At 65.1% G+C, this 19,524-nt stretch carries 15 protein-coding genes; 3 read left to right on the top strand and 12 right to left on the bottom strand.

Annotation, left to right across the window (positions count from 1 at the left end; genetic code table 11):
• Positions 1-102: 102 nt before the first annotated feature.
• Positions 103-987 carry a proline dehydrogenase gene (locus PP1Y_RS11240; protein ID WP_013832338.1) on the bottom strand — a complete coding sequence of 295 codons (885 nt, stop codon included), beginning with the start codon at positions 985-987 and terminating at the stop codon, positions 103-105.
• Positions 988-1,266: 279 nt separating this feature from the next.
• Here PP1Y_RS11240 and PP1Y_RS11235 point away from each other — a divergent pair, with 279 nt between their 5' ends.
• Positions 1,267-2,577, top strand: coding sequence for a calcium-binding protein (locus tag PP1Y_RS11235; protein ID WP_013832337.1), 1,311 nt, complete (start codon positions 1,267-1,269; stop codon positions 2,575-2,577).
• A 112-nt stretch (positions 2,578-2,689) separates the two neighbouring features.
• Here the strand turns inward: PP1Y_RS11235 and PP1Y_RS11230 are convergent, their stop codons facing one another.
• Together PP1Y_RS11230 and PP1Y_RS11225 are read right to left on the bottom strand one after the other, a co-directional pair.
• Positions 2,690-3,529, bottom strand: coding sequence for a hypothetical protein (locus PP1Y_RS11230; RefSeq protein ID WP_041558786.1), 840 nt, complete (start codon positions 3,527-3,529; stop codon positions 2,690-2,692).
• A 138-nt stretch (positions 3,530-3,667) separates the two neighbouring features.
• Positions 3,668-4,915, bottom strand: a complete 1,248-nt coding sequence (locus tag PP1Y_RS11225) for a S8 family serine peptidase (protein ID WP_013832335.1) — start codon at positions 4,913-4,915, stop codon at positions 3,668-3,670.
• A gap of 83 nt (positions 4,916-4,998) precedes the next feature.
• Between PP1Y_RS11225 and PP1Y_RS11220 the strand changes: the two genes are divergently transcribed.
• Both PP1Y_RS11220 and PP1Y_RS11215 read left to right on the top strand, forming a co-directional pair.
• Positions 4,999-5,496, top strand: a complete 498-nt coding sequence (locus PP1Y_RS11220; RefSeq protein WP_007013584.1) for an RNA polymerase sigma factor — start codon at positions 4,999-5,001, stop codon at positions 5,494-5,496.
• Complete coding sequence (locus PP1Y_RS11215) at positions 5,493-6,266, top strand: anti-sigma factor (RefSeq protein ID WP_013832334.1); 774 nt, start codon at positions 5,493-5,495, stop codon at positions 6,264-6,266. The genes PP1Y_RS11220 and PP1Y_RS11215 overlap by 4 nt, the downstream gene beginning before the upstream one ends.
• Positions 6,267-6,382: 116 nt before the next feature.
• Here PP1Y_RS11215 and cobA read toward each other — a convergent pair whose 3' ends face one another.
• The 9 genes from cobA to PP1Y_RS11170 form a co-directional block, all read right to left on the bottom strand.
• On the bottom strand, positions 6,383-7,177 hold the full coding sequence (gene cobA / locus PP1Y_RS11210; RefSeq protein WP_013832333.1) for a uroporphyrinogen-III C-methyltransferase: 795 nt from the start codon (positions 7,175-7,177) through the stop codon (positions 6,383-6,385).
• Positions 7,174-9,753, bottom strand: coding sequence for a nitrate reductase (locus tag PP1Y_RS11205; RefSeq protein ID WP_013832332.1), 2,580 nt, complete (start codon positions 9,751-9,753; stop codon positions 7,174-7,176). The genes cobA and PP1Y_RS11205 overlap by 4 nt, the downstream gene beginning before the upstream one ends.
• 5 nt (positions 9,754-9,758) lie before the next feature.
• On the bottom strand, positions 9,759-10,127 hold the full coding sequence (nirD, locus tag PP1Y_RS11200; RefSeq protein WP_013832331.1) for a nitrite reductase small subunit NirD: 369 nt from the start codon (positions 10,125-10,127) through the stop codon (positions 9,759-9,761).
• Positions 10,127-12,634: a nitrite reductase large subunit NirB gene (gene nirB / locus PP1Y_RS11195; protein WP_013832330.1), complete on the bottom strand. Its 2,508-nt coding sequence runs from the start codon at positions 12,632-12,634 to the stop codon at positions 10,127-10,129. The genes nirD and nirB overlap by 1 nt, the downstream gene beginning before the upstream one ends.
• A 380-nt stretch (positions 12,635-13,014) precedes the next feature.
• The gene (gene cynS / locus PP1Y_RS11190; RefSeq protein WP_051010014.1) at positions 13,015-13,458 is read right to left on the bottom strand and encodes a cyanase; all 444 of its coding nucleotides are present in this window, start codon (positions 13,456-13,458) and stop codon (positions 13,015-13,017) included.
• A complete protein-coding gene (locus PP1Y_RS11185) occupies positions 13,455-15,266 on the bottom strand; it encodes a bifunctional protein-serine/threonine kinase/phosphatase (RefSeq protein ID WP_041559244.1) in 1,812 nt (603 codons plus the stop codon). The genes cynS and PP1Y_RS11185 overlap by 4 nt, the downstream gene beginning before the upstream one ends.
• A 96-nt stretch (positions 15,267-15,362) precedes the next feature.
• Positions 15,363-16,184, bottom strand: coding sequence for a formate/nitrite transporter family protein (locus tag PP1Y_RS11180; RefSeq protein ID WP_013832327.1), 822 nt, complete (start codon positions 16,182-16,184; stop codon positions 15,363-15,365).
• A gap of 154 nt (positions 16,185-16,338) precedes the next feature.
• The gene (locus PP1Y_RS11175) at positions 16,339-17,577 is read right to left on the bottom strand and encodes an alginate export family protein (RefSeq protein WP_041558785.1); all 1,239 of its coding nucleotides are present in this window, start codon (positions 17,575-17,577) and stop codon (positions 16,339-16,341) included.
• A 213-nt stretch (positions 17,578-17,790) separates the two neighbouring features.
• Positions 17,791-19,500, bottom strand: coding sequence for an ABC transporter ATP-binding protein (locus PP1Y_RS11170; RefSeq protein WP_013832325.1), 1,710 nt, complete (start codon positions 19,498-19,500; stop codon positions 17,791-17,793).
• Positions 19,501-19,524: the final 24 nt, after the last annotated feature.

The following is a 19,524-nucleotide window of genomic DNA, read 5'->3' as shown; positions in this document are numbered from 1 at the left end:
ATGCCCTATTAGGCGGTAGCTACAATGGGCTGCGCGCACGAAACGGGCAGCAGCGCTAATCCATTCGGATTGTTCGGAATCCCTCGCCCGAGACTGGACCGGTCAGTTCGCGACCGGCGCTGCGGGCATCTGCGCCGGGTCCAGCGACGGCAGCACGAAGTTCCTGCCGCCGATCAGGTCACGGCCCAGCCAGTAAAGCGTCTTCGGGCTCTTGATCGCGCGCTTGAGCGAATAGGGCAGCCAGGCTTCGCCATAGGGAATGTACAGCCGTGCCCCGGCCCCGTAAGGCGCGCCTTCGCGCAGGGCAGCCTCGATAGGCAGCGGATAGACGAACTCCTGCTCGAACGGCGTTCCCGCCTCGGCAAGGATGCGCATGGCCTCTCGCGCAAGCGGCGCATCGTGGGTGGCGACGCCCACGAAGGCGGCCTTTCCGGCAAGACGCCTGATGATGCCGAGATACCCTTCGCGCAAGTCGATACCGGGATGGTCGGGATCGATCCACTCGCCCTTGACCACCCGCACGCGCACGCCCAGCTCGATAGCACGGTCGGCATCGCGCAGACTGCGCTTCCAGCGACCGGGAATGGCAAGGCCGACACCCTCGCGCGGATAGCGCTCGAGAGCCTTGAGCGTGTCGTCCGTCTGCGGCGGCGCGTGGGCATCGAATATGACCGGAGCACCGACCTTGCGGGCCTGCGCGACGACTTGTTCGACCAAGTCCTCCCGCTCCTTGAGCGCGGGCAGTTTGGCGGCGAGCGCGCCATTGATGCGACCCTCGCCGACCAGCGAGAGGATCCTCGAATATTCGCGCACGACAATTTCGGGGTCTTCGGTTCCGTCGTTCCAGTAACACAAGGTGCAGCGCAGGTTCTGCTGGCCGGCACGCAAGGCCAGCTCGGCAGCATCTTCCAGAGTTTCGCCGGCCACGTACTTGCTGGTTGCCCGCTTCAGAACCGGACCGAGAATGGACTTGAGAGCTTCGCGCATCGTTCCCCGCAAATGCATTTTGTCAATCGTTTCACGACGACCCTTTCAGGATTTCGGCGTGACTTCGCGAGACTTCCCCTATGCCCTGACAATAGTCGGACATGCGCGGGTGCAGGTATCGTCCATTGGCATTTAACCCGGAAGAGTAGTTCGCCGGGCCTCGGTCTATACTCTTGCGCGGCAGCTTGCCTTGCAGTCGCCGGTGCGGCGTGCAAACTGCAGGCAGTGGCCCGCCTGGTCTTCAGGCGCCTCCATCCCTTTCCTGTCGGCGACGCTGCGATGAAACCGTTCGGATACACGATCCTGTCACTGGTGGCGGTGATTGCCTGCCACGGCCCGGCGCTTGAAGGCGCAAGCCACAAGCAGGCCGACGTGACCGAAGGCGCAATCACCGAAGCGCAATTCGTCGACTCCATGGGGGTCAATGTCCACCTCAACTTCACCGACGGCGCCTATGCCCGGCTCGACCGGGTTCGCGACGACATGCGCTATCTGGGACTGGTCCACGTGCGGACCCACGACGGCGGCGACACCGTACCGCTCTCCGACTATGCCCGCCTCGCCTCCGAAGGCCTGCGCTTCAACCTGATCGCGACGGCGGACCAGATGGACCGGAACGTCGATTTCGCAGCGAACCTCATGGCCCAGGTCCCCGGAGCGGTCGTGAGTATCGAGGGCTTCAACGAGATCAACAACTGGCCCGTCAGCTATCGCGGCCTGCACAAGGACGAAGCGGGGCGCGCGGCGCAGCGCGATCTCTATGCCAAGGTCAAGGCGCATGCCGACCTTTCGCACCTGCCCGTGCTCTATTTCACGGGCGGAGAAGCGGTTTCGGACCTGTCGGGAATGGCGGACTGGGCGAATGTCCATGCCTATAGCAACAATGCGCAGCAGCCCGGACCGGCGATTCGAAGCGCGTTCGACAAATACACCGGCAGGGCAGCAAAGGCACCGCGCGCCAATACCGAATTCGGCAATTTCACGCTTCCCGAAGGCTGGCCCGAGGGCAAGCCGTACTGGGCCAACTACACGCAGCTCGGCATCGATGAAGTCGCCCAGGCCAAGCTGGTCCTCACCGCCTATTTCGAGGGCGCCGAGAGCGGCATCAGGCGTAGCTACATCTATGAACTGCTGGACGAGAAGCGCGATCCCAAGGGAACGGAGCCGGAATTTCACTTCGGCCTCTTCACTTTCGAACATCGGCCCAAGGCCGCGGCAAAGGCGCTTCACCGCCTGACCGGGTTCCTGGCCAAGACCCGCTCCGACAGGAACGAAGGCCCGATCGGGGCCAGGCTGAAGACGGCGGACGGATCGATCGGCATACTTCCGCTCCAGCGCGAAGATGGCAGCCTGATCGTTGCGCTGTGGAGCCGGGCTCCGTTCTGGCGCTGGGACCAGACTTACGCGGGCCCGGCCCAGATGCCTACGAAGCAGGTGGATCTGGTTTCATGGTTCGGCAGCGGGAAGATCAAGGCCGTGGCTTTCGACCCGCTGGAGGATACGACCGTAAAGATCAAGGTTCGGGGTGGACGCAACATCAGCGTCGCGGTGCCGAACTACCCGATCCTCGTCTATCTCCAGAAGGGGTAGCAGGCTCCTTGCAGAATCGGGCGACCCAGCGCCCCGCGGTCTGATCGACCTTCGGGACGCTGGGCCGCGGGACCTGAAAGAGCGGGGGGACGGGTTTCAGGCCCGTTTCGGTTCAGGCGCCGTCGGTCGTGCTGACGTTCACGCCCAAGCTGGCCGAACCGCTGGCGCCTTCCTTCGAGGCCGAGCCACTGCCCGAACCCGATGCGCTGGAGCTGGCATTACCGGCCGAAGCATTGGCCGAACCGCTGCCGTTACCGCTTGCCTGGGTGCTGGCAGCCGTGCTGGCGGCGTTGCCGGCCGCGTCGCGAACCTGCGAACCCAGTGCGGTGGCCCGATCGCGCACGGCGCCGACCGCACTACCGGCGGCATCGGTCAGCTGCGAAGCCGATGGCTCCGAGCCGACCGGCAGGTCCGCAGCACCGGTCAGGGCCGAGTTCGCCGAACCGGAAGCCGAGCCGCTCGTGCCCGAGCCATTGGCGGAACCCGAAGCCGCCCCGGTCGCCGACCCCATGGCGCTGCCGCTGGCCGAACCGAGCGCACCCTTGGCGCTGCCCACCGCGTTGCCGGCGGTATCACGCGCGGTACCGACAAGGCCGGTGGCGCGGTCGCGGGCATTGGCGGCGGCACTAGTGGCCTTGCCGGTCAATGCGGAAGCGTCCGGCGCGGAAACCTCGGGAGCGGTGACCGACTTGGAGGCCGACGCCTCGCCCGAGCCGTTGACGGTGGACGTTACTGTGCGGCCGGCGCGCGAAACCCCGATGTCGCTCATGGCGCTACCGGCGCCGCCAATGGTGCTGCCGACGCTCCCGACGCTCCCGCCAAGGGTTCCGCCGATCGAGCCGCCGAGGCCGCCCCCAAGGCTGCCCCCGCCAAGCAACTGGGCATTGGCTGCGCCCGGCAGGGCGACGAGTGCCAGGGTAGCGATTGCAGTTGCGAATGTGAGCTTCTTCATGATCTTGCTCCTTCCTTTGCTTTCCTTCCCTTCGGCGTGAACCTTGCCTCGGGGGTCTCTGGTGGAAGGAACGGATGGCACTTTGCCTTTCATCCGCGCGGGGGCCGATTTTTTTTGAAAGTTTTTCGATTTTATCGGTCAGGCGCCCTTGCGGCAGGCCCCGCAGAGTACCCCGCGCCCGGTCCGGCCCGATCCATCGACCGCCTCTGAATCGACCGCTTTGAGCGCCGTTACGGAGCTGCCGAGGCGCGGATACCGGGCCGCAATGCGGGCCGCGGCAAGCGGCGCGGCAAAGGAGGTCCCGCGCAAGGGTATGCGCCCCCGGCCGGGCACGAGCGCGGACATGTCCGCTCCCGGAGCCGCGTAATCGAGATGCAGCGCCTTGCCGGCCTCGATCAGGACGCGGCCCTTGCCATCGACCCCGGTCACGGCAACGACGCCCGGGTAACTGGCCGGGTAGGCCGGGGGCGCCGCGGCGCCGTCATTGCCCACGGCCGCGACCACGACCATGCCGTGCGCACGCGCTGCGGCAATGGCTTTGGCGAGCAGCAGGTTTTTTGGGCCGACCAGGCTGATCGAGACCACCGGCACGGCGTTCTGGCGCATCCAGCCGATTGCCTTGGCAATCGCCAGCGCATTGCCGCCAGCCGGGTCGTCTCCATAGACGTCCGCGCCATAGAGCCTTGCGGTTCCGGCACCGGCAAGGAGCGAGGCGATCGCCGAAGCATGTTCGCTGGCCTTGGGCGCCCCTTCGGCAAACCCGCGCTGGCTGGCCAACCGGTCGGACCCGGCGATCCCGCCGTCGATCACACCAACGGTCCCGCCCAGTGGCAGGTCTGCGCTCGCGGCGGACGATGCGGCCACGCTCAACGCGCTGCCGGACGGAAAATGTATCTGGTCAGCCGTGATCTCGCGCTCGGGAAGCAGCTTGCGCAGGGACCGGATTGCCTTGCCCAGCGGGCGGCCGCCCGGCACCGACAACCGTGCATAGGCAAGGCCGAGACCTTCGATAGTTCCCTGTTCGATCACTCCATAACCCGCGCCTTCGGCCCGGGCGACGTCCTCGCCGGCCGGATCGATCAGGAGCACTTCCCCGCGCCGCGCGGGCGCGCCGGTGTCGTCGAGTTCCACCGTCTCCCGGTTGCTGCGGGCATAGCGGGTCAGGCGCTGCACCCGTTCTCGCGCGAGGCCGCGGGCACTTCGCGCCACATCGCGCACCGGCTCCAGCGCGTCGCGGGCGGTATCGCCCAGATCATGCGTCACCTGTCCCAGGGTGCCCAGCGGATCGCCGGGCAACGGCAGGCCCAGTTGCGCGCGCGCCGGACCTGCGATCAGCAGGATCACGGCCGATACAAGGGCGCATCGCTTGAGGTTCCGGGTCTTCATGGTCTTGTCCGATAACAAAAAAGATAGCACTCAGGGATGAAACGTTCCCGTCCATCCGTTTCATCCCCAGGCAAGGCAATTCGATGAGCACGACACGCTTCTGCGAGGAACTGACAGCGCTGCTGCCGCGATTGCGGCGGTTTGCGCGCGGATTGACGCAGGACAGTGCCGATGCCGACGACTTGTGCCAACAGACGATCGAACGGGCGCTGAAGGCCCGCCAGCAGTGGCAGGAAGGCACGCGGCTCGATGCTTGGGTATACAGGATCATGCGGAACCAGTGGATAGACGAAGTCAGGGCAAGAACGCGCCGGTCGCAGACTTTCGTCCATGAAGACGAAGGCGCGAACGTGGGCGTGGCCGGCGACAGGGACGCGGAGAACCGCGTGGAACTCGGCAATGTCGACCGGGCCCTGCAGCGCCTGCCCGAAGAACAGCGCGAGGCGGTCGTTCTCGTGATGGTCGAAGGCTTCGGCTACAAGGAAGCTGCGCAGATTCTCGGCATTCCGCAAGGAACGCTGACCTCGCGGCTGGGACGCGGGCGCGAAGCCCTTTTGCGCGAACTGGGAGAAGCGGCATGAAGGTGACCGACGAAGAGCTGATGGCCTATGCCGACGGCGAACTTTCGCCGGTCGACGCTGCGCGGATCGAAGCCGCGATCACTTCCGATCCCGACCTCGCCTTGCGACTCGATGCCGAACGCAAGCTGCGGGCTGCCTTGCGCGGCCATCTCGATCCCGTTGCCGAGGAGCCCGTTCCGGACGCCTGGAAGGCAATGATCGCCGCCGCGGCCGAAGAGGACGCGCAGGCCGAGGAACGCAAGGTCGTGAGCCTAGCCGCCGCGAGGGCCGAAAAGGCGAAGAAAGCCGCGCAGGAAGCCAGGGAGACGGCCCGGGCGCGCCCGTTCATGCAGCGCTGGGGCACCGGCGTCGCCATTGCCGCTTCGCTGGCCGTGGGGGTGTTCATGGGCACCCAGCTTACGCTCAAGGGCTCGGTAACCGACCGCGATGGCACACTTGTGGCCTCGGGCGCGCTGGAACGCGGGCTGGACACCCAACTGGCCGCTGCGAGCGACAAGGGATCGCTCCAGATCCTGACGAGCTTTCAGCGCGGCGACGGCGACTACTGCCGCGTCTTCGCTTCCGGCGGCACCTCCGGTATCGCCTGCAAGGACGATCGCGGCTGGGTGCTCGAACGCACGATCGACGGCGGGGCGCGGCAGGGGACCGAATACCGGCAGTCGGGCTCGACCAATTCCGAACTCATGGCCGCCGCGCAGGACATGGCCAAGGGCGCCCCGCTCGACGCGGAGCAGGAGAAGGCTGCGAAAGCGAATGGGTGGAAGGACTGAAGGCCGCAAGCTGCGCGTGCCCCTTCGGCGGGCTCAGGATGATCGGGCTTATCTCGTCACCCCCGCGCAGGCTGGGATGACGGTGTCTGAGAAAATGACGCTCTTTGGGTAGACCTTCAGATTACCGTTCCGGCCTCCAGTAATGCCACCGCGGCGTCCGCGCCTTCGGGTCGGGCCATGGCCCGACCGATCAGCAGCAGCGCGGGCCCGTCTCCCAGCGCGGTGCGGGCGGCGAGGGGGAGCAGGTCGAGGCGCGTATGGAAATGGCGTTCCTGCGGCAGGCTGGCGCTTTCGACCAGGGCAACCCGTGTATCGGCGGGAAGACCGGCCTCGATCAGTCTGGCCGAGACTTGCGGGGCCGCCGCCTTGCCCATGTAGACAGCGAGCGTGCCTTCCGGATCGGCAAGTCGCGACCAGTCGAGCTGCAGCTCCTCTCCGGCGCGCGCATGAGCGGTCACGAAAGTCAGCTTGCGGGCAAGACCGCGCAAGGTCAGCGAGGCGCCAAGGCTGGCCGCCGCTGCGCTGGCGGCGGTCACGCCCGGGCAAATTCGCACGATAACGCCCGCTTCGCGGCAGGCGTCGAGTTCCTCGGTGGCGCGGCCGAAGATCGCCGGGTCGCCGCCTTTGAGACGCACGACTTTCTCTCCCTGCAGCGCGGCTTCAACAATCAGCCTGTCGATCGTGCCCTGGTCTTTCGAGTGGCGACCGGATCGCTTGCCGACATGGACGAGGCGTGCCGAGCGCGCGGCCATCTCGAGAATCTCGGGACCGACCAGCGCGTCATAGAAGACCACGCTGGCCTCGCCGATCAGGCGTTCGGCCTTGCGCGTCAGCAATTCGGCATCGCCCGGACCGGCACCGACCAGCCATACCGATCCGGCCGGGAAGTCCCCTTTGAACACATCGGTCATTCTGCAGCTTCCCTTTCAAGCGTCGAACAGACTTCCAGCAACCGGGCAATCGCCGGCCGGCACGATCCGCAGTTGGTGCCTGCGCGGGTGCAACCGCCGACTTCGGCCACTGTCGCCGCGCCCTCGTTGACCGCCAGTTCGATGTCCTTCTCGCCCACGCCGTGGCAGACGCAGACGATCGGACCGCGATCCGGCAAGGGCGCGCTCGGGCGTCCGGCAAGCAGTTCTGCCGTGCTCGCTTCGTCAAGGCCGAGCTGGTCGGCCACCCAGCCGCGCGAGGGAAGTTCGCCCGAGCGGGTGAGGTAGGCTGCGGCAACGAGCGAGCCCCCTTCCCCGCGCACCGCGATGCGGCGCATGCCGCGCGCAATGTCGGCGACTTCCAGCCGTTCGCCGTCGGGCAGCAACGCGCTGATGTCGATCGCCCCTTCGCCCGCGAGTTCATAGAGCCAGCCCGCCTTGATGCGCGAACGGGTCCAGTACAGCAGTCCCTCGGGCGCGATGACGTCACCGCGCACGACGAAGGCCCGCCACGCGGGCGAAAGGGCAACGACACGCGCGGCGCCGTTCTTGAATCCGGGTTGGCCGGAAACGGGATCCACCGCCTGTGAGGGCAAACGGTTGGAGCGCCCTTCCCCGGCCATGGCGTCGGTCCAGTGCATCGGCACGCAGACTTCGCCGCGGCGTTGCCCCGTGGACACCTGAACCCGATAGACTGCCGATCCGCTTGCCGTCTCGACCCTGCCGAGGCCGCCATCGACAAGGCCGAAGTTTTCGGCATCGGCGGGATGCACTTCCAGCAGCGGCTCGGGACGGTGCTGCGAAAGCGTGGCCGACAGACCGGTGCGCGTCATCGTGTGCCATTGGTCGCGATAGCGCGCGGTGTTGAGGCGCAGCGGGAATTCGGCGCTCGTCACCGGCGCCGGTGGCCGCACCGACACGAGCCGGGCCTTGCCGCTCTCCGTAGGGAAGCGCCAGGCCAGCGGCCGCTCGCCGCCCCACTGGAACGGCTCCATCGCTTCGTATTCATCGTCGCTCAGCCGGGCATGATGCGTCAGGTCGAGGACCTTTCCGCGCGCCTTGGAAAGCGACGTCATGAACGCGTATTCACGGAAGATCTGCGCAGGCTTGTCCCAGGCGAAACTCTCCGCCCAGCCCATCCGCGCCGCGACGTCGGCCATGATCTTCCAGTCGGCGCGGGTCTGCCCCGGCGCAGCGAATAGGGCACGCTGGCGGCTGACGCAGCGTTCGGAATTGGTGACGGTGCCGTCCTTCTCTCCCCAGCCATGCGCAGGCAAGCGGACGTGGGCGAACCTGGCCGTGTCGGTATCGGCAATGATGTCGGAGACGACCACGGTCGGGCAACGCGAAAGTGCTTCGCGTACGAATTGGCTATCGGGCAGCGAGACGGCCGGATTGGTGGCCATGACCCATAGGAACCTGATCTTGCCCTGATGAATGGCGCGGAACATGTCGACCGCCTTGAGGCCGGGCCCGGCGCATATGTTGGGCGCGTCCCAGAAGGCCGAGACATCGGCGCGTTCCTGCTCGGAAAATCCGAGATGGCACGCGAGCGTGTTGGCCAGTCCCCCCACCTCGCGACCACCCATTGCATTGGGCTGGCCGGTGATGCTGAACGGCCCCGCGCCAATCCGGTTGATCCGGCCTGTCGCGAGGTGGAAGTTGATGATCGCATTGCCCTTGTCGGTGCCGCCTACCGACTGGTTCGCCCCCTGGCTGAACAGGGTGACCATGCGCGGATGCTCGGCAACGATATTGCACAGCTTGGCAAAGAGTCCCGGGGTCACGCCGGGATCGCAGTCAAGCCCATCCCAGAAGCCGGCGTCGGCTTCGACCCGATCGCGCAGGAATGCCTGGTCCAGCTTGCCGCGCCGGTTCATCTCGGCCAGCAGGGCGTTGAACAGCGCGGTATCGCCATCGGGCGCGATCGGCACGTGCAGGTCGGCCTGCTCGGCCGTCTCGGTACGGCGCGGATCGATGACCACGATCTTGGTGCCGCGCCGCTCGCGCGTCTTCTCGATGCGCTGCCAGACGACCGGGTGGCACCAGGCGGTGTTCGAGCCGACCAGCAGGACAAGGTCGGTCGCGTCCAGATCCTCGTAAGAGCACGGCACGACATCCTCGCCGAAGGCGCGGTTATGGGCGGCCACTGCGCTCGCCATGCAAAGCCGCGAATTGGTGTCGATATTGCCGCTGCCGACGAAGCCCTTCATCAGCTTGTTGGCGACGTAATAGTCTTCGGTGAGCAATTGTCCCGAGACATAGAAGGCGACGCTGTCGGGCCCGTGCCGGGCGATGCAGTCGCGCATCCGGTCGGCGACGAGATCGAGCGCGTCGTCCCAGCTCGCCTCGCCCTGGCCGATCATCGGCCTGAGCAGGCGGCCCTCCAGCCCCACCGTCTCGGCAAGGTGCGTGCCCTTGGAGCATAGCCGGCCGTTGTTCGCCGGATGCTGCCGATCCCCGACGATGGCGACCCCCCGATCACCATCGCCGGAAACCTCGGCAGTGATGCCGCAGCCTACTCCGCAATAGGCGCAAGTCGTGCGGATCACCTTCATGGCGATCAGGCCGCCGCCCGGGTCTGGGCGGCATCCGTCTCGCCTGTGCCGATAACGGCGGAACGCAGCAGGTAGATGCGTCCGGCATCTACCTTGAGCGGAATGGTCGGGACGCAGCCCTCGTCATCGCCCAGCGCCTTGCCGCTGCGCAGCGAGATGTTCCAGTTGTGCAGCGGGCAGGTCACGACGTCGCCGTGAACGATGCCCTGGCTGAGCGGCCCCTGCTTGTGCGGGCACTTGTTGCGCAGCGCGAAGAATTCGTTGCGCATCGTGTGGAACACCGCGATTTCCTCGCCCCCTTCCACCGGAAGGGTGCGCGCGGTGCCGGCTTCGATCTGCGAAATCGGTCCGATATCAAGCCAGTCGCCGATCATTATGCCTTCTCCAGTTCCAGGGCCATGTCCAGCGGACGCACGGTGGCGATGTGGGCGTGCAGGTCCTTTCGGTCTCCCGCGGCCCGCTTGGCCCAGGGATCGTCCTGCATGAATTGCTGCGAATAGAGGAACCGGGCAGCGTAGGTCCGGACCGCGCCATCTTCAGCCAGCTTGTCCTTCACGTATTCCAGCCCGACCCGTTCGACCCAGGGAGCTGTGCGCTCGAGATAATGTGCTTCCTCCCGGTAGAGCTGAATGAAGGCAGCGCACATCTCGAGCGCATCTTCCTCGCTATCGACCTTGCAGAGCAGGTCGGTCGCGCGGACCTTGATGCCGCCGTTGCCGGCGATGTGCAGTTCGTAGCCGGAGTCGACGCAGACGACCCCGAAGTCCTTGATCGTCGCCTCGGCGCAATTGCGCGGGCAACCGCTGACGGCGATCTTGAACTTGTGGGGCATCCACGAGCCCCAGGTCATCCTCTCGATCTTGACGCCAAGCCCGGTCGAATCCTGCGTGCCGAAGCGGCACCATTCGGAGCCGACGCAGGTCTTCACCGTGCGCAGCGACTTGCCGTAGGCGTGGCCCGAGACCATGCCGGCGGCATTGAGGTCGGCCCAGACGGCAGGCAGGTCTTCCTTCTTGATGCCGAAAATGTCGAGGCGCTGTCCGCCGGTCACCTTGACCATCGGCGCGTTGTACTTCTCGACGACATCGGCAATCGCACGCAGTTCGGTGGGGTTGGTAAGCCCGCCCCACATGCGCGGGACGACCGAGTAAGTGCCGTCCTTCTGGATATTGGCGTGAAGGCGTTCATTGACGAAGCGGCTCTTCTGGTCGTCTTCGTATTCGCCCGGCCACGCGCAGAGCAGATAGTAATTGAGCGCGGGGCGGCACGAGGCGCAGCCGTCCGGCGTGGTCCAGTGCAGTTCCTGCATGACCTCGGGAATGACCTTGAGCTGCTTCTCCACGATCAGCTTGCGTACGTCGTCATGGGTAAAGCTGGTGCACTTGCACATCGTCTTCGGGCCGCTCTCGACTTCGCCGCCCAGCGTCACCGCCAGCAGGCTTTCGACGAGGCCCGTGCACGAACCGCAGGAGGCCGAGGCCTTGCAGCCGCTGCGCACGGCATCGAGCGAGTGTGCCCCGCCGGTGATGCACTGGACGACGGCGCCCTTGGAAACGCCGTTGCAGCCGCAGATCTCGGCATCGTCCGAGAGGGCAGCAACGGCGGCGTTAGGGTCCGCGAGCGCACCCCCGGACGCGAAGGCCTGGCCGAAGATCAGGGCCTCACGGATTTCGGAAACGTCCTCGCCCTTCTTCATCAGGTCGAAGTACCAGGAGCCGTCGGCAGTATCGCCATAGAGCACTGCGCCCAGGACCTTGTTGTCCTTGACGATGACGCGCTTGTACACCCCGCGCGAAGCATCGCGCATGACGATGTCCTCGCAGTCCTCGCCGCCGGAGAAATCCCCGGCCGAGAACAGGTCGATGCCCGAGACTTTCAGCTTGGTCGACGTAACCGAGCCTTCATAGCCGGTCGGGCTCTCGGTAACGAAGTCGGCCAGGGCACGGCACATGTCCCAGAGCGGCGCGACGAGGCCGTAGCACATGCCGCGGTGCTGGACGCATTCGCCCACGGAGAGGATCGCCGGATCGGACGTGACCATGTGGTCGTCGACCATAATGCCGCGCTCGACCTCGAGGCCGGCGGCGCGGGCAAGGCCGGTGGCCGGGCGGATGCCGACGGCCATGACGACGATGTCGGCCGGGATCTCGGTGCCGTCATCCAGCATGACCCCGGCGACCTTGTCGTCCTTGCCGAGGATTTCCCTGGTATTCGCACCGGTCAGGATGGTCTGGCCACGACGCTCCAGCTCGGTCTTGAGCAGCCAGCCGGCTGCCTCGTCGAGCTGGCGTTCCATCAGCGTGGGCATGAGGTGGATGACCGTGACCTTCATCCCGCGCAGCGAGAGGCCGTGGGCCGCTTCGAGGCCGAGCAGGCCGCCGCCGATGACGACGGCATTGCCGCCGCCCCTGGCGTTGCCGGCTTCGGCCGCGCCGAGCATCTTGTCGACGTCATCGAGGTCGCGGAAAGTGACGACGCCTTCGAGGTCCTTGCCCGGTACGGGAATGATGAAGGGATCGGAGCCGGTGGCGATCAGCAGCCTGTCGTAAGGTTCGGCGCGGCCGGACGCGGAAATCACCGTCATCGCCTCGCGGTCGATGTGATCGACCCTGTCGCCCGAGATCAGCGTGATGCCGTTATCGTCGTACCATTGCTGGGTATTGATGACGATTTCGTCGAAGGTCTTCTCACCGGCCAGAACCGGAGAAAGCATGATGCGATTGTAGTTCACCCGCGGCTCGGCGCCGAAAATGGTGATGTCGAAGCGCTTCGGATCGCGCGCCAGGATTTCCTCGACGGCGCGGCAACCCGCCATGCCGTTGCCGATCACCACGAGCCTTTCCCGGCCCTGGCCGGGAAGGTCGCCCTTCTCGAAGTTCATCGGTGCATTCACGTCACGTCTCCGTTCGCAACGCGCACACAAAAAAACCGCCTCGTGCCTGTTCCCAATCGGGAAAGGTACGGGCGGCGTCGTTGCCACGCGTCTGTAAATCTGAAGGCGAGGCGCTCAATTCGTCCAACGGTGGACGGACGCTTTCTCGCTTGGGCTTGTTTAACCGATTCGCCGTGTGCGGCGCAAGACGGTTTTTTGCAGTGCAGCAGGAAAAGGTTGATTATGCATATAAATCAGATGTTTATGATTGCAGATCGGCCTTACCCCGGATGGAATGGCGGTGGAAAGGCGAACAGTCTGAACCTGGCGACCGGCGACCGTCACCCTGAAACGAATTCAGCATGACGGCCGACCTGTGGTAGTACCCCTTACCAGCTCTTGTAGGGAAGGAACTTGCCCGACATCTTCACTTCGATGCGATCGCCCTTCTCGTTGGGGATCTTCTCGACGGTCATGTCGAAGTCGATGGCGCTCATGATGCCATCGCCACCCTTTTCCTGAATCAGTTCCTTCAACGTTTCGCCATAGACGCCGACGATCTCGTAGAAGCGGTAGATGCACGGATCGGTGGGGACGGTCGCCTCGAACATCTTCTTGGGATATTCGGCCAGCACGACCGCTGCCTCCTGCGGCAGGCCCAGGCCTTTCGCAACCCTGTCGGCGCTCTCGCGCGGAAGCGAATTCATGCCGAGGCATGCCGACGTCACGAAGACTTCCTGCATCCCGGCCATCTCGGCGATCTGCGCCCAGGTCACGCCGCCAGCGCGCTTCTTTTCATAGATCATGTCGGTGACATCGGCCTTGGTCATCATTCCGGGATCTCCTCGGTTCTGGGGGTGGAAACTCTATTGGCGCTGCCATGACTAGCGCCAGGCTCGCGCTCGTTGCCGCGTGTCGCGATGGACAGGGCAAGGGCCAGCGCCAGGGCGGCGCTGATCGCCTGCCACAAGCGTTCCGGTCGCCGAGCCAGCCAGGGACGCGGCGGCGGCGCGGCAAGCGCGGTATTGGGATGGGCAAAGTCGTACGTGAATTCGGACAGTTCTTCGTAGCGATCCGCCGGATCGAGCGCGAGTGCCCGTGCCAGTGCGGCATCCATCCAGTCGGGCACTTCGGTGTTGATCTCGCTCGCCGGGATATAGGCCAGCTTCCTCTGCGCCGCCCGTGTACGCGCGGCGCTGAGACGCACACCGTAGGGAAGGCTGCGGGTCAGCATGAAATAGGCGATGGCGCCAAGCGACCACAGATCGGACTTCCGGCTTGCGCCAGCGCCCAGCCATATTTCCGGCGCAGTGAACTGCATGGTCCCGGCGAACATCGCGTCCTCCGCCCGCGGCGCCAGCTCGTCGAGCCCGGCCACGAGTGCGGAGCCGAAGTCGATGATCCGGGCCGTCCCCTCACTGTCGACGATGACGTTGGCGGGTCGCAGGTCGCGATGGAGGATCTCTAGCCGATGAAGCGCCTGCAGGCCGGAGGCGACCTGCTTCACGATCGAACGTATGGCCACAAGGTCGGTGGTCCCGGACTGGAACCCGACCCAGTCCTCCAGGGTCGCGCCTTCGAGAAATTCGGTAACCGCATAGGCGTGTCGGCGAGACGCTCGCGCAGCGGGCGCGCCCAGAACGTGCGTATTCCTGACGCGCCGCGCGATCCATTCCTCCAGCATCAGGCGGCGCAGCTCTGCGGGATCCGCACCATTTTCGGTGGAGGGCACCTTGATCGCCACCCGCTGCCCGGTCTCATCATCGCGCGCGAGATAGACGTGGCTGCGATGCCCGGCATGCAGCTCGCGCAGGACCGTGAAGCCTTCGAAATCCTGCCCGGCAATCAGATGCGGCGCAGGCGGCAGCGCCGCTTCTTCCCCCGCAAGATCGTCCAGGTCGCTTTGCGGCAAGTCCTCCACGCGAAGGATCTGGACCGTGAGATTGTCCTCGCTGCCTGCCGCCAGCGCGGCATCGGCGAGGAAGCGCGCCGCCGCGTCGAGGTCCTCTCCCCTCGCCGCCTCGAGGAAGGCAGTGTCGGGCAGGACGTCGTGGACGCCGTCGCTCGTCAGGATGAAGATGTCGCCCCTCGCCACCGGCACCTTGCGGCGGTCGATCTCGACGCGCCTGTCGATCCCGAGCGCGCGGGCAAGATAGCTTTCCCCCCCGCCCAGATAGACGCGGTGCGGTTCGGTCAGCGGCTCGATGACCGAGCCGGCGACCCGCACCACGCGCGCATCGCCGACATGAAAGACGTAGGCCGAGCGCGACTTGAGGACCAGCGCCGAGAGCGTGCAGACCATGCCCCGCTCGCGCTCCTCGTCGGACAGGTTCGTGCCGCGCCCCTTGAGGTTCTGCGCGTACATCCAGGAATTCGTCGCAGAGATCACGCGGGCCGCGCTGGTCTGGACCGACCAGGCTTCGGAGGTCGCGAAATAGTCTGTAAGGAAGGACTTTACCGCGGTCTCCGCCGCTGCCGCGCCCAGCGCGCTCGTGCTGATTCCGTCGGCCAGGGCAAGGGCCACGCCCTTGGTCCACAGTTCCTCGCCATCGGGAACCAAGGCGCCATGGAAGTCCTGGTTCGCCTCCTTGGTTCCGGCCGTCGAATACTGGCCGATGGTTACGGCAAGCTGGTTTCGCAAGGATCCGTCCTCGCCTGCGGCAGGCACAGGTAATCGGGAAAGGGATCGGGAGGGTTTGCTGGGCCCCTCCCGATCGAATGCAGCCAGCAGGATAGCTCAGGCTGCCATCTTGACCACGCGCTTCGCGCCGGTACGGGCGTGCGTGGTGTAGAGCATGAGACCGGTAAAGGTCAGGCCGCCGACCAGGTTGCCCAGGACGGTCGGGATCTCGTTCCACCAGAAGTAATCGCCGATGGTGAAGTTACCGCCGAGCATCAGCGCGGTCGGGAACAGGAACATGTTCACGATCGAGTGCTCGAAGACCATGTAGAAGAACAGCATGATCGGCATCCACATCGCGATCACCTTGCCCGATACGGTAGTCGAGATCTGGGCACCCACGACGCCGGTCGAGACCATCCAGTTGCACAGCATGCCGCGCACGAAGATCGTCAGCCAGCCGGCCATGCCGTATTCGGCATAGCCCACCGTGCGGGCGACACCGGTGCCCGCGAGTTTGACACCCACTTCGCTTGGCTCGGCGGCAAAACCGTATGTGAAGTAGATGGCCATGAGCACGGCTGTCGTCAGGGCCCCGGCGAAGTTGCCGGTGAAGACGAGCCCCCAGTTGCGCAGGACACCGGACCAGTTGCAGCCCAGCCGCTTGTCCCATACCGCAAGCGGGGCCAGCACGAATACACCGGTCAGGAGGTCGTAGCCGAGCAGGTAGAGCATGCAGAAGCCGACCGGGAACAGGACGGCGCCCGCCAGCGGCTGACCGGTCTGGACGTTGATGGTAACGGCAAACGCCGCAGCAAGGGCCAGCGTGGCGCCGGCCATGTAGGCGCGAACCAGCGTGTCCTTGGTCGACATCATGATCTTCGATTCACCAGCATCGATCAGCTTGGTGACAAATTCTGAAGGCGCAAGATATGCCATCTACGAATACTCCCCGTTGCCAGATAAAAGGTTCAATGCGTACGCTAGACTTTTCCCTCGTTTGAAATCGTTCGGTTCCGGCTGCAGCCCGGGCATTGCTTCGGCATTTGCTCGGCCATGCCTGAACTGCAGCCAGTTCCCCTCCTCAAGTCGGTCAGTACTTGAATGCCAGTTGCAGCCAGAACTTCTCGGTATCGGTACCGAAGTTCTTGGCATCGTAATTCGCGTATTTGAGCAGAACGGCGTAGTTCCTGATCGAGAAGCCCAGGCTGGCATCCCATTCCTGGCCGTAGTTCACGCTGCCGAAATCGCTTTCGAACTTGTGATAGACGACCGCGCCGTTCAGGCCCTTGAGCGGACCGGCGTCGCCGATTTTCTTGGTGAAGCCGCCGTAATAGTCACGCAGACCTGCCGCCGGCGTGGTCAGGAACAGGTCGGCCCAGCCGTTGAAGGCATGGGCGGTGGCCAGCGGGGTCTGGAAGGCGGCCACGCCGTCATCGCTGCCCAGTTCCTCGTATCCGGCCTTGAGCCCGAAGCCCATGACCGATGCGCCCAGTTCGGCATTGATGTAATCCGCGGCATAGTTGACCGGATTGAGCTTGTAATCGCTCTGGCGTGCATAAGTCGCCGAGAAGTTCAGCTTGAACGCATCGCCGAGCGGAATGGCGCCATTGGCGAGCACGCCGTAAGTCTGGCTCGAATAGGCGAGACGGCTGTCGTAGTCGAGCAGGTAGGCGAAGCCCTTCACCTTGGCGACTTTCAGGTCCAGCCCGCCCTGGACGAGGAACATGTCGCCATCGAAGTATTCGTTCGGGCTGTCCGCACCGAAGATCGTGCGCTGGGAAATGGCGTAAGTGCCATCGAACATCACCGGACCGATCTTGGTCTCGGCGCGAATTGCATCGAAAGTCTGCTCGTTCTGGCGCCAGCCGACATTGCCGACGAAACGGGCATTGTCGAGAATGATGCGCTGGCGACCGATGGTCACCTTGCTGCCCTTGGCCGCATAAGCCACCTGCAGACGGTTGAGTTCGACGTTCTGCGGATCGGCCACGACTGAATAGGGCTCTGCGCCCAGATATCCGTTATTGCCGGGAATAGTGTCGTTGTAATGGTCGACGATCGCCAGGGTGCCCTCGCCTTCGGCCAGCAGCGACAGGCCGTGGGTGGACACTTCGGCGCCCGCGCGCAGGCGCACGGTCACGGCATCTGCATCGAGATTGATATCGTCCTGGTCGACGTGTTCATAACGCAGGACACCGTCGATGATGGGGTCGATGGTTACATCGTCACTGACCTTGACCGGGTCCCCGACCTTGGCCTGTGCTGGCGCAGACAGGCCAAGCGTGGCGACAGTGGCGGCAAGAGCGGCAAGCGAGAGAGTCATTTTCATATGCGTAAGCCTCCACGGGCGCCATCCCCCGGCGCCCCTTCCGAACAGGAACGAAGGCAGACACCGTTGCCCGCCGCTATGACCCTCTCCCGGTGCGAACCGTGCGATCCGCTTGTGCGCGTCGGACGAACGGACTCCATTGCCCGTCGCCGCCCCTCATGAGCGCGCGCGTTCGCGGCGGCCGCGCTTTGCGCGCGTGCGGCCATCTTTGTATCAGGCGGCCTTGGCCGCCGGTCCGTGATCGTATTCGGCCAGGAAGTGCAGCACTTCCTGCCGGTATTGGTAGAACTTGGGATGATCGAGCAGCGCCTTGCGATCGCGCGGGCGCGGCAGGTCGACCTTCAGAACCTTGCCGATGGTGGCCTGCGGGCCATTGGTCATCATCACCACGCGGTCAGCCAGCAGGATCGCCTCGTCGACGTCATGGGTGACCATGATCGCGGTGACCTTGGTGCGGTTCCAGGTCTCGACCAGCACGTCCTGCAGGTCCCAGCGCGTCAGGCTGTCGAGCATGCCAAAGGGCTCGTCGAGCAGCAGCAGTCGCGGCGAAAGCGCGAAGGCGCGGGCAATGCCGACGCGCTGGCGCATGCCGTTGGACATCTCCGCCGCCATCTTCTCCTTGGCATCGGCGAGGCCCACGCGGTCGAGGTAATAGTCCACGATGTCGCGGCGCTCGGCCTTGGACGCATGCGGATAGACCCGCTCGACCCCCAGCGCGACGTTCTGGCGCGCGGTAAGCCAGGGCATCAGGCTCGGCGCCTGGAAAACCACCGCCTTGTCCGGCCCCGCAACGTCCACCTCGCGGTTATCGAGGATGATGCCGCCCTTGCTGATCTCGTTGAGGCCGGCCGCCATCGTCAGCACGGTCGACTTGCCGCAGCCCGAGTGTCCGATGAGCGAGATGAATTCGCCCTTGTCCATCAGGAGATTGAAGTCCTCGACGACGGTCAGCGGCCCCTTGGGCGTCGGGTAGACCTTGTGGAGCTTGTAGAACTCCATGTAGCGCCGCTCCACCGCGGTCTTCGCGGCTTCCGTATAGGCTGCGGGAAGCTCGGCTTCCTTGCCCGCAAACAGGTCCAGCGGCACCACTTCGGGCAGTTCGACAGAGCTTTCGCCCACGCTTGAGCCCTGCTCGTTGAGCATGCCGAGGTAGGCGACGATCTGCTTGCGCAGCGACTGGAAGTGGTGATCGTCGTTCACCGCTTCGCGGTCGCGCGGGCGCGGCACGTCGACTTCGAAGATCCGCCCGATCGTGGCGGCAGGCGCAGGCGTCAGGATCGCGACCCGATCGGCCAGCAGGAGTGCCTCGTCGACATCGTTGGTGACGAGGATAATGGTGCGCTTTTCTTCCTTGCGGATACGCTCGATCTCATCCTGGAGCTTGGAGCGGGTCAGTGCGTCGAGCGCGGAAAGCGGTTCGTCGAGAAGCAGGATCTCCGGCTCCATCGCCAGTGCGCGGGCCACCGAGACGCGCTGGCGCATGCCGCCGGAAAGCTGGGCGGGCTTGCGGTCCATCGCGTGGCCCAGACCGACCAGTTCGATCTTCTGCTTCACAAGTGCCGCACGGTCCTGCTTGCTGCGGTCCTTGTGGACGGCATCGACGGCCAGCGCGACATTCTTTTCGACCGTCAGCCAGGGGAACAGCGAATAGGACTGGAAAACGAGGCCACGGTCCTTGTCGGGCCCCTCGATCTGCTTGCCGTGCAGCAGGATCTCGCCCGCGTCGGGCTCGATCAGTCCGGCGATCGAGGAGATCAGCGTCGTCTTGCCCGCGCCCGAGAAGCCGAGGATGGCGATAAATTCGCCATCCTCGACATCGAGGTCGATACCCTCGAGCACTTGCGTGACGCCGCCATTCTGTCCGCCCTTCGCCTTGGACGAGTAGGACTTGGAGACACCCTTGAGCGAAAGGATCGTGGCCATTGTCTGTTTCCTTCGGCTGGTGGG

The organism is Novosphingobium sp. PP1Y (assembly GCF_000253255.1).
In the GTDB taxonomy this organism is placed as follows: Bacteria; Pseudomonadota; Alphaproteobacteria; order Sphingomonadales; family Sphingomonadaceae; genus Novosphingobium.
The sequence above is the reverse complement of the archived record's forward strand: the minus strand, read 5'-3'. Positions and strand labels throughout refer to the sequence as shown.